27 protein-coding genes are annotated in these 25,766 nt (G+C 38.3%); 19 read left to right on the top strand and 8 right to left on the bottom strand.

All coding sequences use genetic code 11. The features are described from left to right. Positions 1 to 81: 81 nt before the first annotated feature. The 11 genes from H6G44_RS04110 (at position 82) to H6G44_RS04060 (ending at position 9,122) form a co-directional block, all read left to right on the top strand. Positions 82 to 1,017, top strand: a complete 936-nt coding sequence (locus tag H6G44_RS04110; RefSeq protein WP_190385093.1) for an RluA family pseudouridine synthase — start codon at positions 82 to 84, stop codon at positions 1,015 to 1,017. Positions 1,018 to 1,632: 615 nt separating this feature from the next. After that, a complete protein-coding gene (locus H6G44_RS04105) occupies positions 1,633 to 2,154 on the top strand; it encodes a phycocyanin subunit beta (RefSeq protein WP_190385092.1) in 522 nt (173 codons plus the stop codon). A 77-nt stretch (positions 2,155 to 2,231) separates the two neighbouring features. Continuing rightward, positions 2,232 to 2,720: a phycocyanin subunit alpha gene (gene cpcA, locus H6G44_RS04100; protein WP_190385091.1), complete on the top strand. Its 489-nt coding sequence runs from the start codon at positions 2,232 to 2,234 to the stop codon at positions 2,718 to 2,720. A gap of 240 nt (positions 2,721 to 2,960) precedes the next feature. Then, positions 2,961 to 3,821, top strand: coding sequence for a phycobilisome linker polypeptide (locus tag H6G44_RS04095; protein WP_190385090.1), 861 nt, complete (start codon positions 2,961 to 2,963; stop codon positions 3,819 to 3,821). A gap of 49 nt (positions 3,822 to 3,870) precedes the next feature. Then, entirely contained in the window at positions 3,871 to 4,116 is a 246-nt protein-coding gene (locus H6G44_RS04090; protein WP_190385089.1) for a phycobilisome linker polypeptide, read from the top strand. Positions 4,117 to 4,126: 10 nt separating this feature from the next. Next, a complete protein-coding gene (locus tag H6G44_RS04085) occupies positions 4,127 to 4,957 on the top strand; it encodes a HEAT repeat domain-containing protein (RefSeq protein ID WP_190385088.1) in 831 nt (276 codons plus the stop codon). 87 nt (positions 4,958 to 5,044) lie between these two features. Continuing rightward, complete coding sequence (locus tag H6G44_RS04080) at positions 5,045 to 5,644, top strand: HEAT repeat domain-containing protein (RefSeq protein WP_190385087.1); 600 nt, start codon at positions 5,045 to 5,047, stop codon at positions 5,642 to 5,644. A gap of 37 nt (positions 5,645 to 5,681) precedes the next feature. Then, on the top strand, positions 5,682 to 6,518 hold the full coding sequence (locus H6G44_RS04075) for a phycobilisome rod-core linker polypeptide (RefSeq protein WP_190385086.1): 837 nt from the start codon (positions 5,682 to 5,684) through the stop codon (positions 6,516 to 6,518). Between the two features lie 103 nt (positions 6,519 to 6,621). Beyond that, a complete protein-coding gene (locus H6G44_RS04070) occupies positions 6,622 to 7,365 on the top strand; it encodes a phycobilisome rod-core linker polypeptide (protein WP_190385085.1) in 744 nt (247 codons plus the stop codon). A 141-nt stretch (positions 7,366 to 7,506) separates the two neighbouring features. After that, complete coding sequence (locus tag H6G44_RS04065) at positions 7,507 to 8,235, top strand: phycobilisome rod-core linker polypeptide (RefSeq protein WP_190385084.1); 729 nt, start codon at positions 7,507 to 7,509, stop codon at positions 8,233 to 8,235. Positions 8,236 to 8,360: 125 nt separating this feature from the next. Then, positions 8,361 to 9,122, top strand: a complete 762-nt coding sequence (locus tag H6G44_RS04060) for a phycobilisome rod-core linker polypeptide (protein ID WP_190385083.1) — start codon at positions 8,361 to 8,363, stop codon at positions 9,120 to 9,122. Between the two features lie 176 nt (positions 9,123 to 9,298). Here the strand turns inward: H6G44_RS04060 and H6G44_RS04055 are convergent, their stop codons facing one another. Beyond that, the gene (locus H6G44_RS04055) at positions 9,299 to 9,637 is read right to left on the bottom strand and encodes a hypothetical protein (RefSeq protein ID WP_190385082.1); all 339 of its coding nucleotides are present in this window, start codon (positions 9,635 to 9,637) and stop codon (positions 9,299 to 9,301) included. A 196-nt stretch (positions 9,638 to 9,833) separates the two neighbouring features. After that, positions 9,834 to 10,328: a peptide-methionine (R)-S-oxide reductase MsrB gene (gene msrB / locus H6G44_RS04050; RefSeq protein ID WP_168360558.1), complete on the bottom strand. Its 495-nt coding sequence runs from the start codon at positions 10,326 to 10,328 to the stop codon at positions 9,834 to 9,836. Positions 10,329 to 10,760: 432 nt separating this feature from the next. On the opposite strand from msrB, the gene H6G44_RS04045 reads away from it, so the two are divergent. From H6G44_RS04045 to H6G44_RS04035, 3 genes are read left to right on the top strand one after another with little or no spacing between them, the layout of a single operon-like run. Next, entirely contained in the window at positions 10,761 to 11,006 is a 246-nt protein-coding gene (locus tag H6G44_RS04045) for a DUF7219 family protein (RefSeq protein WP_190385081.1), read from the top strand. Between the two features lie 28 nt (positions 11,007 to 11,034). After that, positions 11,035 to 12,192, top strand: a complete 1,158-nt coding sequence (locus H6G44_RS04040) for an acyl-CoA dehydrogenase family protein (RefSeq protein ID WP_190385080.1) — start codon at positions 11,035 to 11,037, stop codon at positions 12,190 to 12,192. Between the two features lie 53 nt (positions 12,193 to 12,245). Then, a complete protein-coding gene (locus H6G44_RS04035; protein ID WP_190385079.1) occupies positions 12,246 to 13,019 on the top strand; it encodes a class II glutamine amidotransferase in 774 nt (257 codons plus the stop codon). 88 nt (positions 13,020 to 13,107) lie between these two features. Here H6G44_RS04035 and H6G44_RS04030 read toward each other — a convergent pair whose 3' ends face one another. Beyond that, positions 13,108 to 14,172, bottom strand: coding sequence for a sulfate ABC transporter substrate-binding protein (locus H6G44_RS04030; protein ID WP_190385078.1), 1,065 nt, complete (start codon positions 14,170 to 14,172; stop codon positions 13,108 to 13,110). 488 nt (positions 14,173 to 14,660) lie between these two features. Between H6G44_RS04030 and H6G44_RS04025 the strand changes: the two genes are divergently transcribed. From H6G44_RS04025 to H6G44_RS04005, 5 genes are all read left to right on the top strand, one after another. Continuing rightward, complete coding sequence (locus H6G44_RS04025; RefSeq protein WP_190385077.1) at positions 14,661 to 15,755, top strand: sulfate ABC transporter substrate-binding protein; 1,095 nt, start codon at positions 14,661 to 14,663, stop codon at positions 15,753 to 15,755. A 151-nt stretch (positions 15,756 to 15,906) separates the two neighbouring features. Continuing rightward, complete coding sequence (gene cysT / locus H6G44_RS04020) at positions 15,907 to 16,776, top strand: sulfate ABC transporter permease subunit CysT (protein WP_190385076.1); 870 nt, start codon at positions 15,907 to 15,909, stop codon at positions 16,774 to 16,776. Next, on the top strand, positions 16,763 to 17,602 hold the full coding sequence (gene cysW / locus H6G44_RS04015; protein WP_190385075.1) for a sulfate ABC transporter permease subunit CysW: 840 nt from the start codon (positions 16,763 to 16,765) through the stop codon (positions 17,600 to 17,602). The genes cysT and cysW overlap by 14 nt, the downstream gene beginning before the upstream one ends. A 56-nt stretch (positions 17,603 to 17,658) precedes the next feature. After that, positions 17,659 to 17,925: an NIL domain-containing protein gene (locus H6G44_RS04010; RefSeq protein WP_190385074.1), complete on the top strand. Its 267-nt coding sequence runs from the start codon at positions 17,659 to 17,661 to the stop codon at positions 17,923 to 17,925. Positions 17,926 to 18,034: 109 nt separating this feature from the next. After that, positions 18,035 to 18,817 carry a Uma2 family endonuclease gene (locus tag H6G44_RS04005; protein ID WP_190385073.1) on the top strand — a complete coding sequence of 261 codons (783 nt, stop codon included), beginning with the start codon at positions 18,035 to 18,037 and terminating at the stop codon, positions 18,815 to 18,817. A gap of 264 nt (positions 18,818 to 19,081) precedes the next feature. On the opposite strand, the gene H6G44_RS04000 is transcribed toward H6G44_RS04005, so the two are convergent. The 5 genes from H6G44_RS04000 to H6G44_RS03980 form a co-directional block, all read right to left on the bottom strand. Then, entirely contained in the window at positions 19,082 to 21,166 is a 2,085-nt protein-coding gene (locus tag H6G44_RS04000) for a TonB-dependent receptor plug domain-containing protein (protein ID WP_190385072.1), read from the bottom strand. 113 nt (positions 21,167 to 21,279) lie between these two features. Beyond that, the gene (locus H6G44_RS03995) at positions 21,280 to 22,590 is read right to left on the bottom strand and encodes an energy transducer TonB (RefSeq protein ID WP_190385071.1); all 1,311 of its coding nucleotides are present in this window, start codon (positions 22,588 to 22,590) and stop codon (positions 21,280 to 21,282) included. 206 nt (positions 22,591 to 22,796) lie between these two features. Next, entirely contained in the window at positions 22,797 to 23,135 is a 339-nt protein-coding gene (petJ, locus tag H6G44_RS03990; RefSeq protein WP_190385070.1) for a cytochrome c6 PetJ, read from the bottom strand. Positions 23,136 to 23,398: 263 nt separating this feature from the next. After that, positions 23,399 to 23,893: a GNAT family N-acetyltransferase gene (locus H6G44_RS03985; RefSeq protein WP_190385069.1), complete on the bottom strand. Its 495-nt coding sequence runs from the start codon at positions 23,891 to 23,893 to the stop codon at positions 23,399 to 23,401. Positions 23,894 to 24,002: 109 nt separating this feature from the next. Then, positions 24,003 to 25,172 (bottom strand): RpoD/SigA family RNA polymerase sigma factor, encoded by a 1,170-nt coding sequence (locus H6G44_RS03980; protein ID WP_190385068.1) that lies wholly within the window; start codon positions 25,170 to 25,172, stop codon positions 24,003 to 24,005. Positions 25,173 to 25,766 lie beyond the last annotated feature (594 nt).

Here is a 25,766-nt window from a genome sequence, read left to right as displayed (position 1 = left end):
ATAAGATGAAAAAATGAAGTAACCAGGTTCTCTCAGCACATTTTTAATCTCAACGTTTCTAAAAACACCCAATACCTAATCGTGTCTGTAATTAATAATATCCAAGTTAGCAAAAATAGCGATCGCCTAGATCGTTACCTATCCCAAGAGTTATCAGATTTATCCCGTTCTCGCATCCAGCAATTAATAGAACAGGGTCACGTCCAAATTAATAATCTCATCTGCACATCTAAGAAGATTAACCTGAAAACGGGAGATCTCATTACCCTAGAAATTCCCGCTACTCAACCCTTAGAACTCATAGCAGAAAATATTCCCCTAGACATCCTCTATGAGGACGATGAATTAATTATTCTCAATAAACCCGCAGGTTTAGTTGTCCACCCCGCACCTGGACACCCTGACGGCACCTTAGTTAATGCTATATTAGCGCATTGTCCCAATTTACCAGGAATCGGTGGCATTCAACGTCCGGGAATTGTCCATCGTTTAGACAAAGATACAACCGGAGCAATAGCGATCGCTAAAACCGACCTAGCTTATCAACACCTACAAGCGCAATTACAAGCAAAAACCGCCAGAAGAGAATATTTAGGTTTAATTTACGGTGTCCCCAAAACAGAAACCGGAAGTATAGACTTACCCATTGGCCGCAATCCCCAGGACCGCAAAAAAATGGCCATAGTTTCCCTAGAAGATGGTGGACGGAATGCTGTCACCCATTGGCGAGTAAAAGAACGCTTTGGCAACTATACATTAATTCACTTTCAACTAGAAACAGGACGTACCCATCAAATTCGCGTCCACAGCGCCAAAATTGGTCATCCTATTGTCGGGGACCCGATTTATAGTTCTGGCCATTCCCTCGGCGTAAATTTGCCAGGACAAGCATTACACGCTTGGAAACTCCAGTTACAACATCCCGTTACTGGGGATTTAGTCGCAGTCACAGCACCTCTTCCCCGGAGTTTGACAACCTTACTAGAAGTCCTGCGCCGTCGCAGTGGCATTTATTAAGAATTTATGAAAAAATAGGGATTTGTTCTGAATTTATGAATATAACTTTTTTCCCTTTAATATCCCTACCTGGGGAAAAAACAGAAAAATTTCCAAACATTGAGAAAAGTAAATTTAATACTTCTTAACAAACCTTAGAAAAACCATATACAGGAAAAAACTGCTGTAATCCAATGAGAAAATGGGTTTTCAGGAAGATTAAAACAATCTTTACTTACTAAGTATTGAGTTTCTTTTCAAAAAATGTAAAGTTATGTAACAAAAGCATCAAGATATTCTGAGTTGTATTTCTTGTAAATAAAGGATTTGAGGTGTTTCCGAGACCTTCATCTAATTTATTCATAATTTTTAACAAATAATGGTTCTATAGCATTGTATAAACATAAACTGTAGGGGTTAAACAACAGAGGAAAGTTGAAAAAGCAGGCAATTAATCAAGTTTGCCAGTTTCTCATAAAATTATCTTTGACTCTCATAATTTCTGGTTCATAAACTGTAAACTAGTAGATGAGAAGACAAACTGAGAGACGCTTTGATTTGACTCCGTTGCAAACAGATCCAAATTAGTTTTAATTTAGACATCTCTCAACTAAGTAATTTAGGAGATTAGAGTCCATGACATTAGATGTATTTTCCAAGGTTGTTTCCCAAGCTGACGCTAGAGGCGAATTCCTCAGCACCGAACAACTAGATGCTTTAACCGCAGTAGTAGCTTCCGGCAGCAAACGTTTAGATGTTGTTAACCGCATCACCAGCAACGCCTCCGCCATCGTTACCAACGCTGCTCGTTCTTTGTTTGAAGAACAACCCAACTTAATCGCTCCTGGTGGAAATGCTTACACCAACCGTCGCATGGCTGCTTGTCTGCGCGACATGGAAATCATCTTGCGCTATGTAACCTATGCAGCAATTGCTGGTGATGCTAGTGTTCTTGATGACCGTTGCTTAAATGGTTTGCGCGAAACATACCAAGCTTTAGGTACTCCTGGTGCTTCTGTAGCAGTTGGTGTTGGTAAAATGAAAGAACATGCAATCGCTATCGTTAACGATCCTAACGGTATCACCAAAGGTGATTGTAGTTCTTTGGTTTCTGAAGTTGCCAGCTACTTTGACCGTGCTGCGGCTGCTGTTGCCTAACAATTACAAATAGCTCGAATCTTAATTGAGCTTCTTCCAACAAAACAAGCAAGAAACTATCTAGGAGATTTTCACCAATGAAAACACCAATTACCGAAGCAATCGCATCTGCTGATACCCAAGGACGCTTTTTAAGCAACACCGAATTACAAGCAGTTAATGGTCGTCTAGTTCGTGCTGCTGCCAGCATGGAAGCTGCTCGTGGTTTAACCGCTAAAGCTCAACAATTGATTGATGGTGCTACCAGTGCTGTTTACAGCAAATTCCCTTACACCACATCTACACCAGGTAATCAATACGCATCCGATGCTCGTGGTAAAGCTAAGTGCGCTCGTGACGTTGGTCACTACCTACGCATCATCACCTATAGCTTAGTTGCTGGTGGTACAGGTCCTTTAGATGAGTTCTTGATTGCTGGTTTGACTGAAATGCACGCAGCTTTCGACTTATCCCCTAGTTGGTATGTAGAAGCTTTGAAATCCATCAAAGCTAATCATGGTTTAAGTGGTCAAGCTGCTAACGAAGCTAACACCTACATTGACTACGCAATTAACGCTCTTAGCTAGATAGAGTCATGCCCGGAGAGGGATACAATTGTTAGATGGAGTTACCCCTTGAGGGGTTCGCCAGTTATTCATGGGGGTCACTGCATAAGTTGGAAAATATTTCAACTAGAAATTAAGTGGCATTAACATCTCCAAGATCATTCTGGTTCACCTAGCAATTGGATCTAGCTCCGGGCATAGTTTTATCTAGATAGCTGATAATTCCTAATCAGAGCGTGAAAATCACTAAAGGGGAAAAATATGGCAATTACAACAGCAGCATCCAGACTGGGGACAGAGCCTTTTAGCGACGCAAGCAGAGTTGAACTGCGCCCCCATGCCAGCAAAGAAGAAGTCCAAGCAGTAATTCGTGCAGTTTATCGGCAAGTTTTAGGCAACGACTACATATTGGCATCAGATCGCCTGATTAGTGCAGAATCACTTTTACGAGATGGCAATTTAAGCGTGCGTGAGTTTGTTCGCAGCGTTGCTAAATCAGAACTCTACAAAGCTAAATTCTTCTACAATAGTTTCCAAACTCGGTTAATTGAACTCAACTATAAACATTTGTTGGGTCGCGCACCATACAATGAGTCTGAAGTAACTTACCACTTAGACTTATATATTAACCAAGGTTACGACGCAGAAATTGACTCCTACATCGATTCCCAAGAGTATCAAAATAGCTTCGGGGAAAATGTTGTTCCCTACTATCGCGGGTTTGATTTTCAAGCTGGACAAAGTGCCGCCGGTTTTACGCGGATGTTCCGTTTATACCGTGGTTATGCCAACAGCGATACCGCTCAAGTCGAAGGTACTAAATCTCGTTTAGCGCGGGAATTAGCTAGTAATAAAACTTCCTCAGTTGTTGGACCATCTGGTAGTAATGACAATTGGGGCTTTCGTGTATCTACGGACAATGCTCCTAAGCAAAATCTCGGTAATGCTGTAGGGGCATCAAATCGCACCTATCGAGTTGAAGTTACAGGCCTTCGCAATCCTGGATACCCCAGCGTCCGCCGTAGCAGCACAGTATTTATTGTTCCTTACGAACGCCTTTTAGACAAAATGCAGCAAATTCATAAAGTTGGCGGCAAAATTGTCAGCGTAATTTCCACGTAAGAGCCGGCGCTGTTCACCGATAAAACTGATCATAGGAGATATAGAAGTAATGTTCGGTCAAACCACACTTGGTGCTGGTAGTGTTTCTTCATCTGCAAGCCGCGTATTTCGTTACGAAGTTGTCGGCCTAAAGCAAAACCAAGAAACCGATAAAAATAAATTCGACATTCGCCGCAGTGGTAGCGTATTCATCACCGTACCCTACAGCCGAATGAATGAGGAAATGCAACGGATTAGCCGTTTGGGTGGCAGAATTGTCAAAATTGAAACTTTGACCGTAGCAGGAGAAAACTAACTTCCTGGCAATGATAGAAACTAGTGGAGAAGAATATTCTGCTAAGAATGCACCAAATCTCACCCCAGAGATAGCTATTGCTAACCTGCAATCATCAGATTTAAGTCTCCGCTATTATGCTGCTTGGTGGTTGGGTAAGTTCCGTATCAGTCAGCCAGAAGCCCTAGACGCATTGATTAGGGCTTTAGAGGATGAAGCCGACAGAACAGAACTGGGAGGTTATCCCTTACGGCGTAATGCTGCTAGGGCACTTGGTAAATTAGGCAATTTAACAGCCGTACCAGGTTTGATTAAGTGTTTAGAATGTAGTGATTTTTATGTCCGCGAAGCAGCAGCCCAATCTTTAGCTATGCTCCGGGATAAAACCGCATTACCAGCCCTAATTAAACTGCTAGATGGGGGAGTTGACCATGCAGTACAAGTACCTGGTTTTCCCCACCTTACCCAGCCCTATACAGCAGTATTAGAAGCCTTGGGAGCTATGGGTGCAACTGAGGCTGTTCCTCTGATTCAGCCTTTTCTCAATCATTCAGTTCCCCGATTGCAATGTTCCGCCGCCAGAGCTATGTACCAATTGACACAAGATTCTGTTTATGGTGAGTTACTTGTGAAAACTTTGGCAACAGGTGATTTGAAAATGCGTCGGGTTGTTTTGGGGGATTTGGGAGCAATTGGGTATTTGGCCGCAGCAGAAGCAATCGCCCAAGCACAGGTGGAAAATAGCTTTAAACTTATAGCTTTGAAAGGATTATTAGAGTATCAACTGCCAAAACAGTCTGATACTTTTGGTATATCTGAACAAGCTATCCGAGTTATGAACTTGATGGATTCTCTCTTGTAGTTAATAGTTGGTTGTCAGTAGTTATTGCCACTGACAACTGACCACCGACAACTAACAACTGACAACTGACCACTGACGACTAATCAAATGGATGAACTAATTCGGGCTGTCAGCGTAGCAGAAACACCTGAACAAATGGTGACAGCGGTTAAAAATCTGGCAGCAGCCCAAGATCCCTTGGTAATTCCTACATTAATTGCCGTCTTTGGTTATAACAATCCAGAAGCAGCGATAGTGGCAGTAGCAGGATTGACAGAATTGGGGGAAATAGCGGTACCACAACTGCTAGACCAAATTGATGATTATAACTATGGCGCACGGGCTTATTCTATTCGCACAATAGCCGCGATCGCCGATCCTCGTGCTTTAAGTGTTCTCATTGATACTGCACTAACCGACTTTGCCCCCAGTGTCCGTCGTGCTGCTGCTAAAGGACTGGGAAACCTACAATGGGAGAAACTAGACATTTCTGAAAGTCAAATAGCCATTAACCGCGCCCTAGAAACACTTCTGTTGATTTGCGAAGATACAGACTGGTCAATTCGTTATGCTGCTATTGTTGGGTTACAAGCTTTAGCAAAAGTAGCGATAATGCAAGCGCCTATTTTTGCTAAATTTCAATTAATGCTGACTAAAGACACTGAAAAAGCCGTTCGCGCTCGCCTTCAGTTGGCCTTAGCACAGTAAACTGATTTTTATACCATATAACAAGGTAAAAGTAAAGATGTCAATACCACTACTAGAATACGCGCCCAAATCCCAAAATCAGCGAGTAGAAGGTTATGAAGTTCCCAACGAAGACACCCCAACTATTTATCGCTTAGATCGAGCTACTTCAGATCAAGATATTGATAGCATCATCTGGGCTGCATACCGCCAAATTTTCAGCGAACACCTGATTTTAGCCAGCTATAAGCAAACCGCTTTAGAATCACAACTGCGAAATCGGGCGATTACCTTGCGTGATTTTATTCGGGGTTTAGGTAAATCAGAGGTGTATCGCACCCAGGTCGGAGAGACAAATTCCAATTATCGCTTAGTTGACATCACCTTAAAACGGTTCTTAGGCCGGGCTGCTTACAACAAAGATGAAGAAATCGCTTGGTCAATTGTCATTGCTACCAAGGGGTTAAATGGGTTTATAGATGCTTTGTTAGAATCAGAGGAGTATTTAGACAACTTTGGTGATGACATTGTTCCTTTTCAACGTCGTCGTTATGGATCTCGCCCCTTTAATCTCGCTAACCCCCGTTATGGTGCTGACTGGCGCGATACTCAAAACATTCGCGGTATAGGTGGTCGTTCCTATTATAATATCCGCACATCTGGACAACTAACTACAGCAGATATCCGTCGAGCAATTCCTGCTAATTTCTTCGCTATGGCGGGGTCAATTATTACCAACGAATGCAACTACCAACGCAGTTTGGCCACAGCCCAATCTTTTGTTAGTAGCGGCGCAATCCCTGATACAAGCAGAGATAACCAAGAACAACCCACAATTAAACCCGTAGCAGTTTCTTTACCTTATCGTTACATTCCTGCTAATGCTAAGAATTAGTTAGTTATTAGTCATTATTAGTCATTGGTCTTTAATAAGAACAACTAACAACTGACAACTAACAACTGAACAACTGACAACTCACAACCGACAATTAACAAAGATGACAATACCTTTACTAGAATATAAACCCAGTTCTCAAAACCAGCGTGTTTCTGGTTATGAAGTCTCCAACGAAGATACACCTACAATTTACCGCATTGAAAATTATGCCTTTGGTGGAGAAGTAGAAGAATTAATTTGGGCGGCTTATCGGCAACTTTTTAGTGAACACGTTATTCTCAAATTTTACCGCCAAGTTCATCTAGAATCCCAAGTCAAAAACAAAGCTATTACCGTCTGTGATTTTATCCGGGGTTTAGCTAAATCTGAAGCTTTTCAAAGTTTGGTAGTTCAGAGTAACTCCAACTACAGATTAGTAGAAATTGGACTAAAACGGTTATTAGGTCGCGCACCTTACAACAAAGAAGAAGAAATCGCTTGGTCAATTGTCATAGCGACCAAGGGTTGGGGTGGTTTTGTTGATGCTTTGCTAGACTCTGAAGAATATCAAAGCAACTTTGGGGAAAATATTGTTCCCTACCAAAGACGACGTTATAAAGATAGACCCTTTAATTTGGTAACACCACGATACAGCGACTACTGGCGCGACCAACTGGAAGAAGCTCGTTATAAATGGGGTGACATCAAAAACTTTTTGGATATGGCAAATTCCATTAAGATTAAAACAGTGACTTACACACCAGTTAGCACTGCTAATATCCAAATTCCTAACACCACAAGAGAAACAACATCAATAGGTATTCCTGTTTCTATTAGTTCTGGTGCTAGTTTTCCCCTCGGCTAAATAGTTTTTTTAACTAGCTGGGAAATTTCGGTTGAAAAAGTGACAAAGTTTGCATTTTTTTAAGGATTTTAATTTTAGTTAGTTTGCTAAGTGTAACAACATTTTGAGATGCCAACTTTACCAAAAGGCAGGTTTTTTAAAATGGCAATTCCTTTACTTGAATACAAACCTACAACTCAAAATCAAAGAGTTAGCAGTTTTGGGACGGCAGATATTAACGAAGACAATCCTTATATCTACCGAATTGAAAATGCTAACTCTCCCGGCGAAATTGAACAACTAATTTGGGCTGCTTATCGCCAAATTTTCAACGAACAGGAGATTCTCAAATTTAACCGTCAAATTACCTTAGAAACCCAACTCAAAAATAGGTCAATTACGGTTAAAGATTTCATTCGGGGTTTGGCAAAATCAGAGCGATTTTATCAGCTAGTTGTGACACCGAATAACAACTATCGCTTGGTAGAAATGTTCCTAAAAAGAATTTTGGGTCGTTCTCCCTATAATGAGCAAGAAAAAATTGCTTGGTCAATTCAAATTGCTACTTTAGGTTGGGGAAAATTTGTCGATGTGCTGATTGATAGTAGTGAGTATGAACAAGCCTTTGGCGAGTATACCGTACCCTACCAACGCAAACGCATGACCACAGACCGCCCCATTAGCTTTACCCCCCGCTATGGTGCTGATTATCGTGACCGGGCAGGTATTGTCCAAAAAGGTCGGTATATTCATCAATGGCGTGGGTTTTCCTACCCAAGCTCTGGGCAAAATGTTGATTGGGGAGCATTGTCTGCTGTATTACTAGTAATAACCGCAGGCATCACTTTCTTATTTATCCTCAATTGGTTAGGAATTAGTGATATCTACTAACCTTTTCAGGGGAAAATAAGATCAAGAGGAAATAGGGAATCAGTAATAGGGTAAAACTATTCTCTATTCCCTATTTCCTGTTTCATTATCTTTGTTTAATTTGATCATCAAAGGAGAAAAATAATATGGCATTGCCATTACTTCAGTACAATCCAAGCAGTCAAAATCACCGAGTGAGCAGCTTTGGGATTGCTGACCAAAATGAAGATACACCTTATATCTATCGCACTGAAGATGTTAGTTCTTACACTGACATGACTAATATCATTTGGGCTGCTTATCGCCAAGTTTTTAGTGAACATGAAATTCTCAAATTTAACCGTCAAGTAACTTTAGAATCTCAACTAAAAAACGGTTCTTTGTCAGTTCGTGATTTTATCCGGGGTTTAGCTAAATCTGAAGCTTTCTATCGTTTAGTTGTCTCTGTTAACAACAACTACCGTTTAGTAGACATCACTCTCAAACGGTTATTAGGTCGCTGTGCTTACAACAAAAAAGAAGAAATTGCTTGGTCAATTGTCATTTGCAACAAAGGTTTTAGTGGCTTCGTTGATGTTTTATTAGACGGCACCGAATACACCGAAAATTTTGGCGACAATACCGTACCCTACCAACGTAAGCGTTTTGTAGATCGTCCTTTTAACTTGGTAACACCCCGCTACGGTGCCGACTTCCAAGAAACAGCAGGTACAGTCAAAACCGACTGGCGCTTCACTTTGGAGAACTTCTACACTGCTAAGGCTAAAGAAAAGCGCATGGCAGAAGGAGATCCTCGCAAATTTGCAGCTATGGCCGCTTCTGTATCTGGTAAGGGTAACTACGCTCAAAAGCTATCTTCCTTTGACATTGATTACCTAAATGCTGTTCCTTATCGTGGTAGACGCTAGTACCGCTTTATCGGAATTAAAAATTAACAATTGAAAATTGAAAAAGCAAATGTGATCAGGTTTTTAGTTGTTTTTAATAGTTAGTTAACTTCCGCTGTTGTGTACTGAGTTGATCAAAAAAGTTTCAATTTCTAGGGTGTGTTAGGAAGATAATTCTTGACCCACCCTAAAATTTCCTATAACTCAATTAACTTAAAGCCCCAAATTTTGAGAACAGTGAGCGCTATTTCTGGATCTATTCCCTCATAAGCCTCCCATTCAGATTGCGGATCTTTAGGATGTCCATCACCTACATGACCTGCAATTTTTATTATAGGAATATTCACCAAGTAATCACGTTCCATTCCTTTAGGGAGAGCTAGTTGAATTCTGCGCCCTAAGAACTTCGACCCGCTGGACTTGGCTATAGATTCCCGAACTAAACAAATATCACCAGCAGTCCCCCAAGTGGTTTGGTAGGTGTGGAGAAATGATATATAACTTTCTGGCTTGATGGCTCTTTTGAAAACTTGCATTATTTAATCCTTATTGATTCTTTTTTCCATAATTCCATACAACCTCGAGTACCTGCTATATTAAAATTTCTCGCTTTTGCTCAAATAAAACAAGGGGTTTGAACCCCTTGAGAGAGTTGAAAAAGTGAACCGTATTATTGTTAACACTTTCACCCACTCACCGCTTCCCGTTCCTTCCATTCCCTTTTTTGCTAATTTACGCAGGTGTAAACTGTAATGATACACCATTCATACAGTAGCGTAAGCCAGTTGGTTTAGGACCATCATTGAATACATGGCCTAAATGTCCACCACAATTACTGCAATGAACCTCAGTTCTGGTCATGAAAAATGATCGGTCTGTAGTCGTAGCAATTGCTCCCTCAATTGGCTTAAAAAAGCTCGGCCAACCAGTACCACTATTAAATTTAGTTTCTGAAGTAAATAGAGCTTGTCCACAACCAGCACAGACATAAGTACCAGGTTCATATTGCTTATCCAGAGGACTGGTATGAGAAGGCTCTGTACCATGTTTCCGCAACACCCGAAACTGTTCCGGTGTCAGGATACTCTTCCACTCTTCCTCCGTTTTCGTAACTGCAAACTCTGTATTAGAAAGCGCCATTGTTTCTGAACTCCAATTGATATAACGGGAAAAAAAGGCTGTACCGACTAATACGGCACCCATTTGCAAAAAATAACGTTTGTCCATAATCCTATTATTTGCTATTATTTGTTATTTTTCTTTTCCTACCCTAACCAACTCTAGCAAGTTTCTCAATTTTCCCAGAAATTGAGAAAAATTAACTCAAAACCTCTTGCCTAATTGAGAATTATATGTAATAATCTACAAATAAATCTTGGAAACTACTTCTCAATTTTCCCATAAATTGAGAAAAATGAACTCAAAACCTCTTAACTAATTGAGAAAAATATGTAATAATCTTTTTTTAAAGTAATTCCCTAAAAATGTCTTGCCTAATTCAGAAAAATATGTAATGCTTGTAAAATAAATTTTAAAACTACTCTATCTCTATCGGATTACCGGTCTTTAAAACCCAAAAACGCTGAAATGTCAAATTTGTATCTCTATCTAATCACGACTACTGATAACCGAAGATTGATTACAAATTAAGAAATTACCATGAGACAAGAATCTGATTTACTCTCCGAGATATGTGATTTTCTCTACCCTCGTAGTTCCTATTATGGTCAGTTTAAACCGGAATATTTAGTTTTTAATGCTAATCTCCAGGAATTTGCTCAAAGGGTAAATTATATTTGTAATTTACAAACATCTGGTAAAATACCTCCACAGGAAGCTTACCAAGAAATTCGTAGTTTGTGGAAACAATTAAAACAGGCTAAAAAACAATTAGAAATTGAATAAAGATTTTTCATAAGTAGGTTTTAAGATAATGAGAAATGATTTAGAATTAGCAGCCAAAGATTACATTATTTTAGCTCAGTCTTTAGCAGGAGAATTTGCCCAAACTGCTATGGAAAGAGAGACTCAAGGAGTTACACCAAAACAAGAACGGGATAGTTTGCGACAAAGTAACCTACTTAAATTGATTATCCCTCAAGAATATGGGGGAATTGGCGCAAACTGGATAACTACATTCAAAATAATTCGGGAATTTGCTAAAGTTGATAGTTCCTTAGCTCATGTTTTCTCATGTCATCAAATTGGGGTAGTTATTCCCCATATTTTTGGTACAATTGAGCATAAACAATATTACTATAGCGAAACTGTTAATCATAATTGGTTTTGGTGTAATGATCTTAATCCTAGAGACAAAAGAGCAGTTATTACAGCACAGGAAAATCATTTTTTACTTAATGGTAGTAAAAGCTTTTGTTCCGGTTGTGTAGATTCTGATATTTTACCACTTTCAGCTATTGATCAAACAACGGGAGAATTAATTATTTTAGTCATTCCCAGTCGGAGACAAGGGGTAAAAATTAATACTGATTGGCATAACATGGGACAACGCCAAACTGATAGCGGTAGTATTGATTTTGACAATGTGATTGTTTATCCCCAGGAAATCATTGGTGCTAGATACAATCAAAATTCTATTTTTGCTACTATTCGTTGTTGTATAACTCAACTCAACCTAGCTAATATTTACTTAGGGCTTGCTGAGGGTGCTTTTGCATCAGCTAAAAATTATACTCAGAACCGTAAAAAACCTTGGTTGACATCAGAGGTGGAATGTGTTACCAAAGATCCTGTTATTCTTCACCACTATGGTAATATGTGGGTAGACTTACAAGGGGCAAAGGCCTTAGTTGACCAAGCCATAGAATTACTACAAGCAGCTTGGGAAAAAGAACACAATCTTACCCCAACACAAAGGGGAGAATGTATGATAGCAGTGAATACTGCTAAAATTGCAGCCACCAAAGTAGGTTTAGACATTACCAACCGCATTTTTCAAGTTATGGGACCATCTGCTACGAGTCAAAAATATAGCTTTGATCGTTATTGGCGACCTACGGTTGATTATAGACTGCGGGAAATTGGTAAATGGGCTTTGAATGATGAATTTCCCCAAACAGGCACTTATTAATTTTAATTTCTTTTAATGTTATTCTTTAGTTTACAATCAGAAGTACAACCCTAATGTGCCAACTTCTAGGAATGAACTGCAACGTACCCACAGATATTTGCTTTTCCTTTGAAGGATTCTCCGCACGGGGGGGAAAAACAGATGAACATAGCGACGGTTGGGGAATTGCTTTTTTTGAAGGGAAAGGATGTCGGATTTTTTTAGATGCTGAAGCTTCCATAGCCTCACCAATTGCTGAGTTTATCCGTCAGTATCCCATTCATTCTACTCATGTTATCGCCCATATTCGCAAAGCGACTCAAGGGGAAATAGCCCTAGAAAACTGTCACCCTTTCCGTCGAGAACTTTGGGGAAGATATTGGGTATTTGCTCATAATGGTAATTTACCAGATTTTTACCCGGAAAACAATGGTATTTTTCAACCTGTGGGTGCTACCGACAGCGAAAGAGCGTTTTGCTTAATACTCAATACTTTGCGATCGCATTACCCCCAAGGACAACCACCCCTAAAGGAACTTTACCACACATTACAGACAATTACCAAGGAAATAGCAGCTTGTGGATCTTTTAACTATATACTCTCAGATGGGGATCACTTTTTTACCCATTGTTCCACTAAACTTTGTTATATTATTAGACAAGCACCCTTTGCGGCCGCTCACTTAATTGATGAAGAAATGACTGTAGATTTTAGTGAATTGACTACACCAAGCGATCGCGTAGCTGTGATTGTAACTACACCACTTACGGATAATGAAGCTTGGACACCAATTCAACCAGGAGAATTACTAGTATTTGAGGATGGTTTACCACTACAAAATATCTAGATTTAACTGGATATTTGCCAAAAATGCTCATTTTGAGGACATGAATAAGAAGAGGGATAAACGAAAACAGCAACCCCTCTTTTGTATTTTACCGTCTTCCACCTTGAACTTTGTCAAAAATAGCACCATCTGCAAAGAATTTCTTCTGTACGCTATTCCAACCTCCAAGATCAGCTACAGTGTAGAGACGAGAAATATGGGGAAATTTATTTTTTACTTCTTTGGACACAGTAGAATTAACTGGACGAAAACCAACTTTAGCAAATTCACGTTGTGCTTCTGGAGTGAAAAGGAACTTGACAAAAGCTTCAGAAACCTCACGATTTCCATGTTTATCAACATTTTTATCCACAACTGCGACAGGTCCCTCTATCGAAATATTTACTGGAGGAATTATGTAAGAAGTATCTGTTTTGCCTTGCTGTGCAGCTAAAATGACTTCGTTTTCATAGTTTATTAATACATCACCCTGTCCTTTTTTGTAAAAAGCATCACTTGATTCTCTGGCATCTTTCGGTAATACAACTACGTTTTTAAAGACATTTGTCACGAATTTTAAAGCCTGGGTATCATTTCCACCATTCTTAACTATAGCACCCCACAAAGCTAGAAAGTTCCATTTAGCACCACCAGATGTTTTTGGGTTTGCGGTCACAATTTTAACATCAGGTTTTGTTAAATCAGCCCAAGTTTTGATATTTTTCGGATTACCTGCGCGAGTTTCCAGAGCAACTACTGAGCGAGTAACAATAGCATTATTTGGAGCTTCTTTTTCCCAACCTGCTTGAATTAAACCAGCTTGTTCAATTTTTTTAATGTCACCAGCTAGTGCTAATGCTACCACATCTGCACCTAAACCGTCAATGACAGCGCGGGTTTGAGAACCAGAACCACCGTAACTTTCCCGAATTACAACATCTTGATTTTTGTCTCTTTTCCATTTTGCTACAAAATCAGGAATAATTTTTCCGTAAGCGGCCTTGGTAACAGCATAGGAAACTAAGGTAATTTCAACTTTTTTAGGACTTTGACCAATTATTTGCGTTCTCTGGGTTGAATTTGCGAATACAGGTAAAATTGTACTGATACTTAAACCAGTTGCTAAGAATAAAGCGGGAAATAATGGCTTTGTTGTTGCAGAATTATTTGTCATGGTGTCCTTAACTGGATATTAATAGAATCTACGATACTCCTGTCGGGATATCGTATTTATTTGCTAGAAAAAAGCATACCAGACACAATAAATAAAATCAATAGTTTTTACACTTAAAATCAATCATTTTCCTATCGGATATTGTATGTATTATATATTGTAAGTATTTTTTAATAATTAAATTGCTTAAAAATCTTATTTGGTAAGTATTTCAGCAGGATGTATTATAAAGTAATTATTAAATTAAAGTGTTTAAAGTATTAGATTATTAAGTAATTATTCTTAATTAATCATAATGAAGATGATCAGAAATTGATAAATGAGAAGTAAAGATGTTGTCATTTGTCCCACATACTGCTAAAATCTCCATATTCCCTATCGTCAATATGCAGTTTTAGCTGGTATTGATCACCAAATACTTATAAAGGGCTTGTAATTAAAATCTTGCGCTTTAGCAAAATTCAAAAAGATTAATTAAAGGATAAAAGATGAATTTGTGGTATAAATTACTAAAAATATGGCAACAGACCTGGAGAGCAAATTCCCTCAAAAGCTTTGTATCACTTGTTTTAGTAGGAACTGTATTAAGTGTATCTCTTGCTGCTTGCTCTGGGACAAAAAGCAGTAATTCACCTGATAAAAAAGGGAACGTAGAATTAACACTTGTATCTTATGCTGTTACTAAAGCTGCTCACGCGGCAATTATTCCCAAATTTGTGGAAAAATGGCAACAAGAACATAAGCAAACTGTAGAATTTAAACAAAGCTATGGTGGTTCTGGTTCGCAAACCAGAGCTGTAGTTGATGGTTTAGAAGCAGATATTGTTCATCTAGCACTAGCTTTAGATACGCAAAAAATTGAAAAAGCGGGATTAATTCAGCCTGGGTGGGAAAAAGAATTTCCTAATGACAGTATTGTTACTAAATCTGTTGCAGCTTTAGTAACCCGTGAAGGTAATCCCAAAGGTATCAAGAACTGGGTTGATTTAGCTAGAGATGATGTTAAATTAATTACCGCAGATCCTAAAACTTCTGGTGTGGCGCGGTGGAATTTTTTAGCACTTTGGAATTCAGTAATTAAAACAGGTGGAGACGAAGCAAAAGCAACGGAGTTTGTGACTAAAGTTTATAAAAATGTCCCTGTCTTAACAAAAGATGCTCGTGAAGCTACAGACGCATTTTTTAAACAAGGCCAAGGTGATGCTTTAATCAATTATGAGAATGAAATTGTTTTAGCCCAAGACAAGGGTGAAAAAACTAATTATATTCTTCCTGATGTAAATATTTCCATTGATAATCCTGTTACTATTGTTGATAAAAATGTTGATAAACATGGTAATCGTGAAGTAGCAGAGGCTTTTGTTAAATACTTGTTTACTCCTGAAGCACAAGAGGAATTTGCGAAAGTGGGATTTCGTCCTGTAAATGAAACAGTGGCTAAAACCAAGGAATTTGAGGACAAATATCCGCCCATAAAAACCTTAAGTACAGTTCAAGAATTAGGAGGTTGGGATATAGTTCAGAAAAAATTCTTTGCTGAAGGGGCAATTTTTGATAAAATTCAAGCTAAGAATAAACCGTAGTTGACAAGTCCTATCGATTATAAATCACGGCTATACAAACAAAGTCCGTACGCGGACTAGGAAAATTTAAAATCCACGCGCGTTTTGCTTGTGTAGTCGTGACTTCCAGTCGCCTGAATTTTCTAAATAACAACTGACAACTGATTAAATTATGGCTGTATCTTCTTCTGTAAAAACTAATATTAAAACTCCCGTTTGGAGGGTGTTTTTAAATAATTTAATTCATCTTCCTTGGACTTGGCGAATTACTTTGGGATATTTAACTATCATGTTATTTATTCCCATTATGGCCATGTTTCTCAAGGCTGGTACGGAGTCACCGGCGAAGTTTTGGGAAATTGCTACTAATGATTTAGCATTGGCAACTTATAGCGTAACTTTTGTTACATCATTATTTGCGGCTTTGCTTAATGGCGTATTTGGAACTTTGATTGCTTGGGTATTGGTGCGGTACGATTTTCCTTTTAAACGGATTATTGATGCTACAGTGGATTTACCTTTCGCGCTACCAACATCTGTTGCTGGTTTAACACTGGCAACTGTTTATAGTGATAATGGCTGGCTAGGTTCATTACTAGCACCAATGGGAATTAAAGTTTCCTTTACTCGTTTAGGTGTGGGAGTAGCTATGGTATTTATATCATTACCCTTTGTCGTACGAACTGTACAACCTGTACTTCAAGAAATGGAAGCAGAAATTGAAGAGGCGGCTTGGAGTTTAGGCGCTTCTCAATGGCAGACTTTCTGGAAAGTGATTTTACCTCCTCTATTTCCGACGATTTTAACCGGTGTGGCTTTAGGTTTTTCCCGTGCAGTGGGAGAATATGGTTCAACAGTAATTATTTCTTCTAATACACCCTATAAAGATTTGATTGCACCTGTGTTAATTTTCCAACGTTTGGAACAATATGACTATGCCGGTGCAACTGTAATTGGTGTGGTTTTATTAGGAATTTCCTTGGTGATGTTATTAGCAATTAATTTCTTACAAGCTTGGGCAAGAAGATATGACAATAGATAAAGTTAAAAATCTAAAAAAACAAAGTTGGGTACCAGCAGTTTTAATTGGGGTGGCAATTTCCTACTTATTTCTGGTTCAATATATTCCCGCTATTAATGTTTTTTTTGAAGCCTTTAAAAGGGGAACTGGACCATTTTTATCTAACCTGACAAAACCGGAATTTCTCCACGCAGCTTGGTTAACTTTATTATTAGCTGTAATTGCTATTCCTGTAAATGCAATTTTCGGTTTATGTGCGGCTTGGGCGATCGCTCGGCATAAATTCCCTGGACGTGCTATAGTTCTTAGTATCATCGACTTACCCTTTTCTATTTCTCCAGTTGTCGCCGGTTTAATGATAGTTTTATTGTACGGTAGACAAGGCTGGTTTGGACCTTGGTTAGAAGCATTAGATATTAAAATCATCTTTGCTTTTCCAGGCATGGTTATGGCTACAGCTTTTGTGAGTATGCCTTTTGTGGCCAGAGAAGTAATTCCGATTTTAGAGGAATTTGGAAAAGACCAAGAAGAAGCCGCCAGAACATTAGGTGCAAATGATTGGCAAATTTTTTGGCGAGTAACTTTACCGAGTATTCGCTGGGGTTTACTCTATGGTTTAATCCTCACAAATGCTAGAGCCATGGGTGAATTTGGCGCAGTTTCTGTGGTATCTGGTAACATTGCTAATACAACCCAGAGTTTACCATTATTTGTGGAAGATGCTTATAAACAATATGAAACCGAAGCGGCTTTTTCTGCGGCTGTAATTTTGGCACTTTTGGCCGTTGTTACATTAATACTCAAGGAAATTCTAGAAAGAAAAACCCGTATTAAAGAAGTTGAATAATTCGTAATTCGTAATGGGTAATAACTCAACTATTAAATTACATCTTAGGAGTTGTTATGAATAGTAAAAATCAGTTGACAAATAAGAGCATTCTCGTCAGAATTTCTCAAGATCATTATCAAGAACCTGTAATTTCTCACCTAGTTTCCGAATACGGCTTGACTGTAAATATCAAAGCTGCAATTCTTGGACCAAATGGTGAAGGTGACGGTTGGTTTGATTTAGACTTACAAGGAACAGAAGCACAAATTCAAAACGGGTTAAATTATCTCCAAGAATTAAAAATAAAAGTTTGGGATGAAAATAGTATTAGTAATTGGTGAAAAAATTGTAGGATGGTAATAGTAATTAAATCAAAATTAATGGTAGTGGCTCAACTTTGATATACTGTTAATTAATTTGCACAAATATTTCGGGTTGAAGGTTAATACAATGGTACTCGAAGCCCCGTCTATCAAAGCTAAAACAACCATCACCTGGGAACCTCTACCAGCTAATTTTATATTACCAGATGATCCTGTGGAAAATATTCAACAACCCGCCCTCGCAGCGGCTCTAACCGATGCTTTGGGAGCTTCAGGATATATCCAGCCAGAAATGCTAATTGGCTCGAATTTGGGGCTGGTAGCAACAGTTAATAAAAAAATTGTCGTCAAAGCTCCAGACTGGTTTTATGTTCCTCAAGTACATTCCGTACCAGAGGGGGTAATTCGTCGCAGTTATACCCCTAATACAGATGGTGCAGCAATCACAATTGTGATGGAATTTCTCTCAGAAGCAGAGGGAGGAGAACTATCCATTCGGTCAACCCCACCCTATGGGAAACTGCATTTTTACGAGCAAGTTCTGCAAGTACCCACTTATGTGACTTATGATCCCTATGATAGTAGTCTAGAAGTCCGTTATTTGCAAGATGGTAAATATATTTTACACCCAGTAGATACCCAAGGGCGGCTGTGGATTCCACAATTGGAATTATACCTGGGAATCTGGTCTGGGGAAAGGTTGGGACAAACCATGAACTGGCTGCGTTGGTGGGATAAATCAGGTAATTTACTACTGTGGAGTTCAGAACAAGCAGCACAAGAACGCCAAATATCAGAACAAGAACGCCAAATAGCAAAGGAGGAAAGACAAAGAGCAGATAGAGAATATCAAAGAGCAGAAAAATTAGCTGCTAAATTGCGGGAATTGGGAATTGAGCCAGAACCGTAGAACCTTGTAAAATCGTAGGTTGGGTTAAGCGACAGCGCAACCCAACACAATTCTACAAATTCCAACCGTAGGTTGGGTTAAGCAACAGCGCAACCCAACACAATTCTACAAATTCTAACCTTAGATTGGGTTAGGCAACAGCGCAACCCAACACAATTCTACAAATTCTAACCGTAGGTTGGGTTAAGCAACAGCGCAACCCAACACAATTCTACAAATTCTAACCGTAGGCTGGGTTAAGCAACAGCGCAACCCAACAAAATCCTATAAACTGGAACTTAAACCCACACGAAAAGTAAAACCAGGACTATAAATCCGATTTACCTTTTCATATTGTTCACCTAATATATTTTCTAGGTAAAAAGTCACTCCCAAGTTTTTATTTACAGGAATGCGACCACCAAAATCTAAATTAAAGAAAGACGGTGCAAAATCTGTATTTTTGTCTCCAGCACTACTGTTATTAAAAATAGAACGACGAGAACCACTATTATAAGTAGCATATAAATTACCCTCCCATCCATCTTTTTGATAACCAATGCCAGTTTGTAGCCAAGAATAGGGAATTAATCCTAATTGTAATCCTTTTTCTGTGCCAGTTTTGATTTGAGCATCTGTATAAGTGTAGTTAAGAAAAGTTGACCAATTACGACTAACTTTTAATTGTAATCCTGTTTCTAAACCATTGGTATCAACTAAACCTATATTTTGCCATTTTCCACTAATTATTCCCAAACGATTATCTAAACTATTTCCAAAATAAGTAAATTGTCCTAACAGTTTTTCCGAGAATTTGATATCTACTCCCGCAGTCCAATTAGAACCAGTTTCTGGTTTTAAATCAGGGTTAGGATTCCAATTATGAACCGTATCAAAAACATATAATTGATCTAATCCAGGATTCCGTTGTGCCCCCGCCCAACTACCACGAAATGCGACTATTGGATTAACATTATAACGTAAACCTCCACTGGGATTAAAATAACTACCAAATTGGCTATCAAAGCTTTGTCTTAACCCTAAATCTATTTGGAAAGTATCGCTAATTTTCCAAGTATTAACAGCGAATAAAGCTGTATTTAAAACACTTCTATCTTCTTTTTCATTTTTAGGAATTAGGACAGGATTCGTACTCAAAACATTGCCAATTAAATCTGTATTTTTTAGGTCTAAACCCCAGCGCAATTGATTATTTTCAGTGAGTTTCCATTCATGATCTATCCTGGTTTTGAATTGTTGTGTATCTAAAATTCCAGTCCTGTAAAATGTCGCTCCTGTTGGTCCATAAGTGCTAAAATAATCTCGATTGTAACCCAATGTAGTTGTTAAATTGGAATTTTCATCTTTACCTAGTCGAGTTTTCCAAGATAACCCAACGTTCAAACCATCATGATCTAATCTATCTTTTTGTAAGGGGAAACCAAAATAAATTAAACCTCGACGACTACTGAGAGTAGTTACATCTAAAGTTAAAGAATTTTTAGGATCTAAATCTATACCCACACTACCAAAATAAGTGCTGGTAGACGTATCTGCATTAGATAAATATCCTTGACTATCTCTATTCGCAGCCCCGACGGGAACAGGATAACGGTTATCTATAAAGAACCTTTGAAAACTAAAATTGTATTTTACCTTATTAGTTGAACCACCATAAGTTAACTGTTGATTATTTAAATTTAATGAGCCAAATTCTAAACTTCCAGTTAGTTTTGGTTGACCATAACCTGCTTTTGTGATAATATTCACAACTCCACCAAAGGCTGAAGAACCATATAAAGAAGAAGCAGTACCACTGTATAATTCTACCCTTTCAATAGCCTCTACAGGAATGCTATTTAAATCTGTTGCACCATGATAGGTACTAATATTTGTATTAATTGGTCTACCATTAATTAGAAATACAGATTGGTCAATAGAAGCTCCTCGATAATATGTACCTGTGTGAATATCTGCACCATGTCCTACATTATTAATTGCAAAACCGGGCATTTTTTTTAAAACATCAGCAACGCTGGTTGCACTCTGTTTTTTAATTTCCTCTTTTTCAATTACATAAGTAGGAGTAGATTCGGGGAGAATGTCTTTTTCTCCAATAGTTTCTACAAATATATCTGCATCATTTGTAGGAGTTAAATCTGATTCTGATTTAGGTTCTGTTTTAACTTCGTTTTCTCCTGGTTGTTGAGTTAATAATTCAGCATTTGTGACAGGTAATTCAATTTCATTTAAATTAGGAATATCTGACTTTACTGTATTCTGATCATGTTCGTTATCAGCAGCAACTCCAGGAAGTGCTATCAGTAAACTCAGCAGGGAGACTGGTAAGACAAAAAAACTCTTATTCATATTGCTCAACTCACACCCGGTAATAACAATCACTAATTGAGATTTTCCCTATTAATAGAAATCCTGTCAAAAGACAATCTGTCATAGTTGTAATCTTCAATAGGTCTGGTATCTTATAAATCACTATTAGACTCAGTAGATGATTTACTTTCAGAAGGTGCAGATGCTGGGTTACGTCTAGTTGTATTTTCGGTAGGAACATCGGTAATAATAGGAGTTGTTTTTCTTTGATTACCTTGAGAAGATTCTACAGAATTAGAAGTAAAAGTTTCTTTTTCAGGTTTTTTCTTAGCGACTTCTCTCTCTTTTTTTGTTTGACGTTCTTGAAGTTGACGGTGACGCTGTGTCCCTTTAATAGCAAAATTAACTGAGGCTTTTACTCCTTCTCTTCCCCCTTCTGTGGGTGTTAATTTCCACTCTTGTGCAGCTTTTTGAGCAGCTTCGTCTAGTTCCCTATCTCCACTAGAACGGATTAGTCTTACCTGCGTAACGTTGCCATTCAAATCAGTATTAATAGAAACTTCTGGATTTCCTTCCGCGCCCCGCCGTCTAGCACTATCTGGGTATTTAATTTTACACTGAATACAATCTGCACGATTCAATGTAGAACCATTTTCCTTGGGAGGTTTGGTCGCGGTAGCTACTGGTGTATTTTCTGGTTTTTGTTTATTCCCAATCTCATTCCCAACACCATTACCAGAACCTTTTCCTACACCAGTACCTACACCATTACCAGAACCTTTTCCTACACCAGTACCTTTATCTAAATTATTTCCCAAGCGATCGCCTAAATTGTTTAAACTATTTATATTCTGGGGTAACTGTGTGGAAGTGGTAGAATTGTGAGGGATATCTGCGGTTTTTGTATTTGCTTGGGGTGGAGTAGACGCGAGGTTATTGGAGTTTTCATCTAATTTCTCTATTGGGTTGGTTTTTACCGGGTTTGTTCTTATCGTCGGCTCAGAACTGGTATTTTCAGTTGGATTAATTTTTACCGGTTTTGGTGCTGTCCTTGGTTCGGGACTGGTAAGTATTTGAGATTGTTTTGTAATAAAATTATTACTGGTTTTTGGTGGGTTTTGTTTAGTTACGGGTGCGACAGAAGACTTTATTATACTGATAGCTGTTTTTGTGGGTATGGAAATTCCACCACCTTGATTTCCACCTCCAGCGTCAGAATTTATTTTTGGTAGCAATTTTGTCTTTACTAATGGTTCAACTACTTTCTGGGGTACGGTTTCCAGAATTGTGACTTCAATTGGTTCTTCTCTAACTTCAGGAACTCTGAGAAAAAACCTATTAATACTTAAAGCTAGTACCCCAATATGTAATGCTACTGAAGCCATGAGACTATAGCAAAGAAAAGTTTTCAATGCTTCAGCTTCTTTTTCTCGCTGTTGTATAATAAAAGTTGATAACCCCATATTTGATAGCTAGTTTTGATAATTAATTATTTGTTTGAAAATTGAGAATACAGCAAAAATTGATTAATAGTCCGCGCAGGTAGACTTTTTTTTGTGTAGTAGCGATTTATAATCGCCATATACTTGGTAATCAATTAAGTTCAGTAAAAATACTTGGCGGGACTCAAAGCCCCGCACATTGTTAAGCCATTAAATCAGACATAAACTTACTTTTCCCAGCCATTATCAGCTTGTTCTAATATATAAGCAGCAACATTTTCTATTTGGTCTGCTTTTAACCTCTTACCAAAAGCTGGCATAGCTCCTTTACCGTGAGTAACTTGGGCGATAATTGCTTCAGCAGAGTACATATTGTACTTTTCTAAAGCTTCCTTTTTCAAGGTTTTAGCACGATTAACTAAATTTCCGCCTCCAACGTGACACTGAGCGCAATTAGCCTTAAATAATGCGGCTCCACTAACTGTATCTGCCGCTGAAGCGGGACTGGTAAAGGCAAAAGTGAAGATAGCTACGCTTAACAGTAATACGGAGATAATTTTTTTCATCTGGTGTTCTCTCTACAACAATATCTGACTTGATGCAAATATCCTCTATAATTCTCATTTGATTTCGTTGCATTAGTCAAACGACAGGCTGTCAAACTTGGCTCTAATAATTGAGAATTGGGGATTAATTGGTTGATATTTTCATGGTTTTGGCAAAATGTAAATTTATGTAAATTTAAATTTTAGATTAGCAAAAATAAATTGATAATGAAGGATAAAAGAGGAGTTTACCAAATTTATCATTGATCTTGATCTTTTAAACTTCATTTTTGATTTGCTAATTGGATGAGATCCTTTTCAGTCACACGACAAATCCGCCAATCTTCTAAAATATCTGCTCCCATATTCCGGTAAAATGCTTGGGCTGAGACATTCCAATCTAAAACACTCCACTCTAAGCGCCCACAATCCCTTTCTATAGCTATTTGAGCTACTTTTGCCAAAAGTGCTTTACCAATGCCTTGACGGCGATATTCTGGCAAAATAAAGATATCTTCCAGGTAAATTCCTGGTTTAGTGAGAAATGTCGAATAATTATGAAAAAATATGGCAAAACCCACAGCTTTACCCGCAAATTCAGCTAGGATTGCGTCTATATATTTTTGTGAACCGAATAAATGATCTTTGAGAGCTTCAGCATTACCAATGACAGCATCAGATAGTTTTTCATATTCTGCAAGTCCTTGAATTAATGTAAACAAGGTATGAGAATCGCTAGGTTGGACAAAGCGGATAATTAAATTAGTATTAGCGGTCATTAGTCATTAGTCCATAGTCTATTGTCTACAGTTCGTAGTTTATATCTAAATGGATAAATTTTTTAACCACTGACCACTGACTAATGACCACTGACTAATAACTAATATCTTATACCAACCATCCTTTTAAACGCTTGGCTATGTGAGGACGACGTAACTTTCGCATCGCCTTACTTTGGATTTGACGGACTCGTTCTCGGGAAAGATTAAACATATTACCTACCTCTTCCAGGGTACAGGGTTCGCTGCTGATCAGTCCATAGCGCAGGGAAATAACATCTTTTTCCCTAGGTGTAAGTACATCACCTAAAACTTCCCAAATCTCCTGACGCATCATGTTTTCGTTCATTTTTGCTTCGGGAGACTGGTTATCTTCATCTTCCAGCAAGTCCATTAACTCTGTGTCTTCTTCTTTACCGACACGGTGGTTAAGTGAAAGGGCCTGTCGTCGGAGTTGTTGAAGTTGACGTAGTTGGTGAACCGTAATTTCCAAAGCCTCGGCCATTTCCGCTTCTGTAGGATTACGAGCGAGTTTTTGCTTGAGTTCCCGTTGAGCCTTTTTTAGTTTATTAAGTTTTTCAACAATATGGATTGGTAAGCGAATAGTTCTGGCATCATTAGCGATCGCCCTTGTAATCGCCTGTCTAATCCACCAATAAGCATAGGTAGAAAACTTATATCCCTTATCGGGATCAAATTTTTCGGAAGCGCGGTTTAAACCCATTGCGCCTTCTTGAATTAAATCAAGAAAAGGGACACCACGATTTAAATATCGTTTAGCAATAGACACAACTAACCTGAGATTGGAACGAATCATTTTTCGTTTAGCGACTCTACCCTGATACAAGCGGCTTTCCAGTTGCTTTTCTGTCATTTGTAACCGAGAAGCTATCTGGATTTTACTAGGGTGGGATCCCAGTTCCAATTCTAAAGCTGCTTGCAATTCCTTAACTTCCTCTAAAAATCTGACTCGTCGGGCCAATTCCACCTCTTCATCGGGTTTGAGTAGTGGATAACGTGCCATTTCTTTAAAAAATGCGCCCACAGCATCATCATTTTCGGTTTTATTATATCCCGAAGGACGGGCCGCGGCCATGTCATCGCCATCGCGTTCTTCTGATTCCAAGTTTTCGATAATTGCAGTATCTTCATATATTACCTGATCTAAGCTCTCAATTGATGGTTCTTCATGATCAGTAATATTCTCTAGTATTTCCATTGTCCCCAATTCAGCAAGATTCATAGTTTCCTTTAGGGATAGTTGCTTTGTTTGGTACATAATTTCATGACAACAGCCTCTTTCAGGCTGGGTAGTTTTCCCTTGAGGACAAATACACCCTTACTATTAGCAAAATACTTTCTTTTTGATCATTCCTAATTAGGAATGTAAATCAGTATTTGTCCATTATTTTTAGTTTTGGCTAGATACAACCTATAATCATTACTGATTTTAGCACTCAGAAAAAGTTAGTACACAAGGGCGTTCATAAACTAATCATTAAAAATATCTGAAAAGCTTCTATGCTCTGCTTTCCTAATTTTTAATTATTAATTGTCCCGTGTTACTAGCTTTTTCAGAAGAGAAATAGACATATTCTTGATTTTTTCCCATTTATCAAATATATCCAGCCTCCTCAAATCAACATTTTTCCAAAAATATAGAGAAATAACCCTACATATCTATCCTAAATCATCTGCGAAAAAATCAGTTGCTTGTTGCCTGTTGTCTGTGTCTAAACTTCATGAAAAGGTAACAAATCAACGAAAAATAATATATGTTAAATTTTTCGTGTATTTTTTGCAAAGTTTTTAGGTTTGTCCCGTTTGGAGGATGATAGTTATTAAATAAATCACCATTTTGGTACTAGAGTTA

It is taken from the genome of Aphanizomenon flos-aquae FACHB-1287 (assembly GCF_014698755.1).
In the GTDB taxonomy this organism is placed as follows: Bacteria; Cyanobacteriota; Cyanobacteriia; order Cyanobacteriales; family Nostocaceae; genus Dolichospermum; species Dolichospermum flosaquae.
The sequence above is the reverse complement of the archived record's forward strand: the minus strand, read 5'-3'. Positions and strand labels throughout refer to the sequence as shown.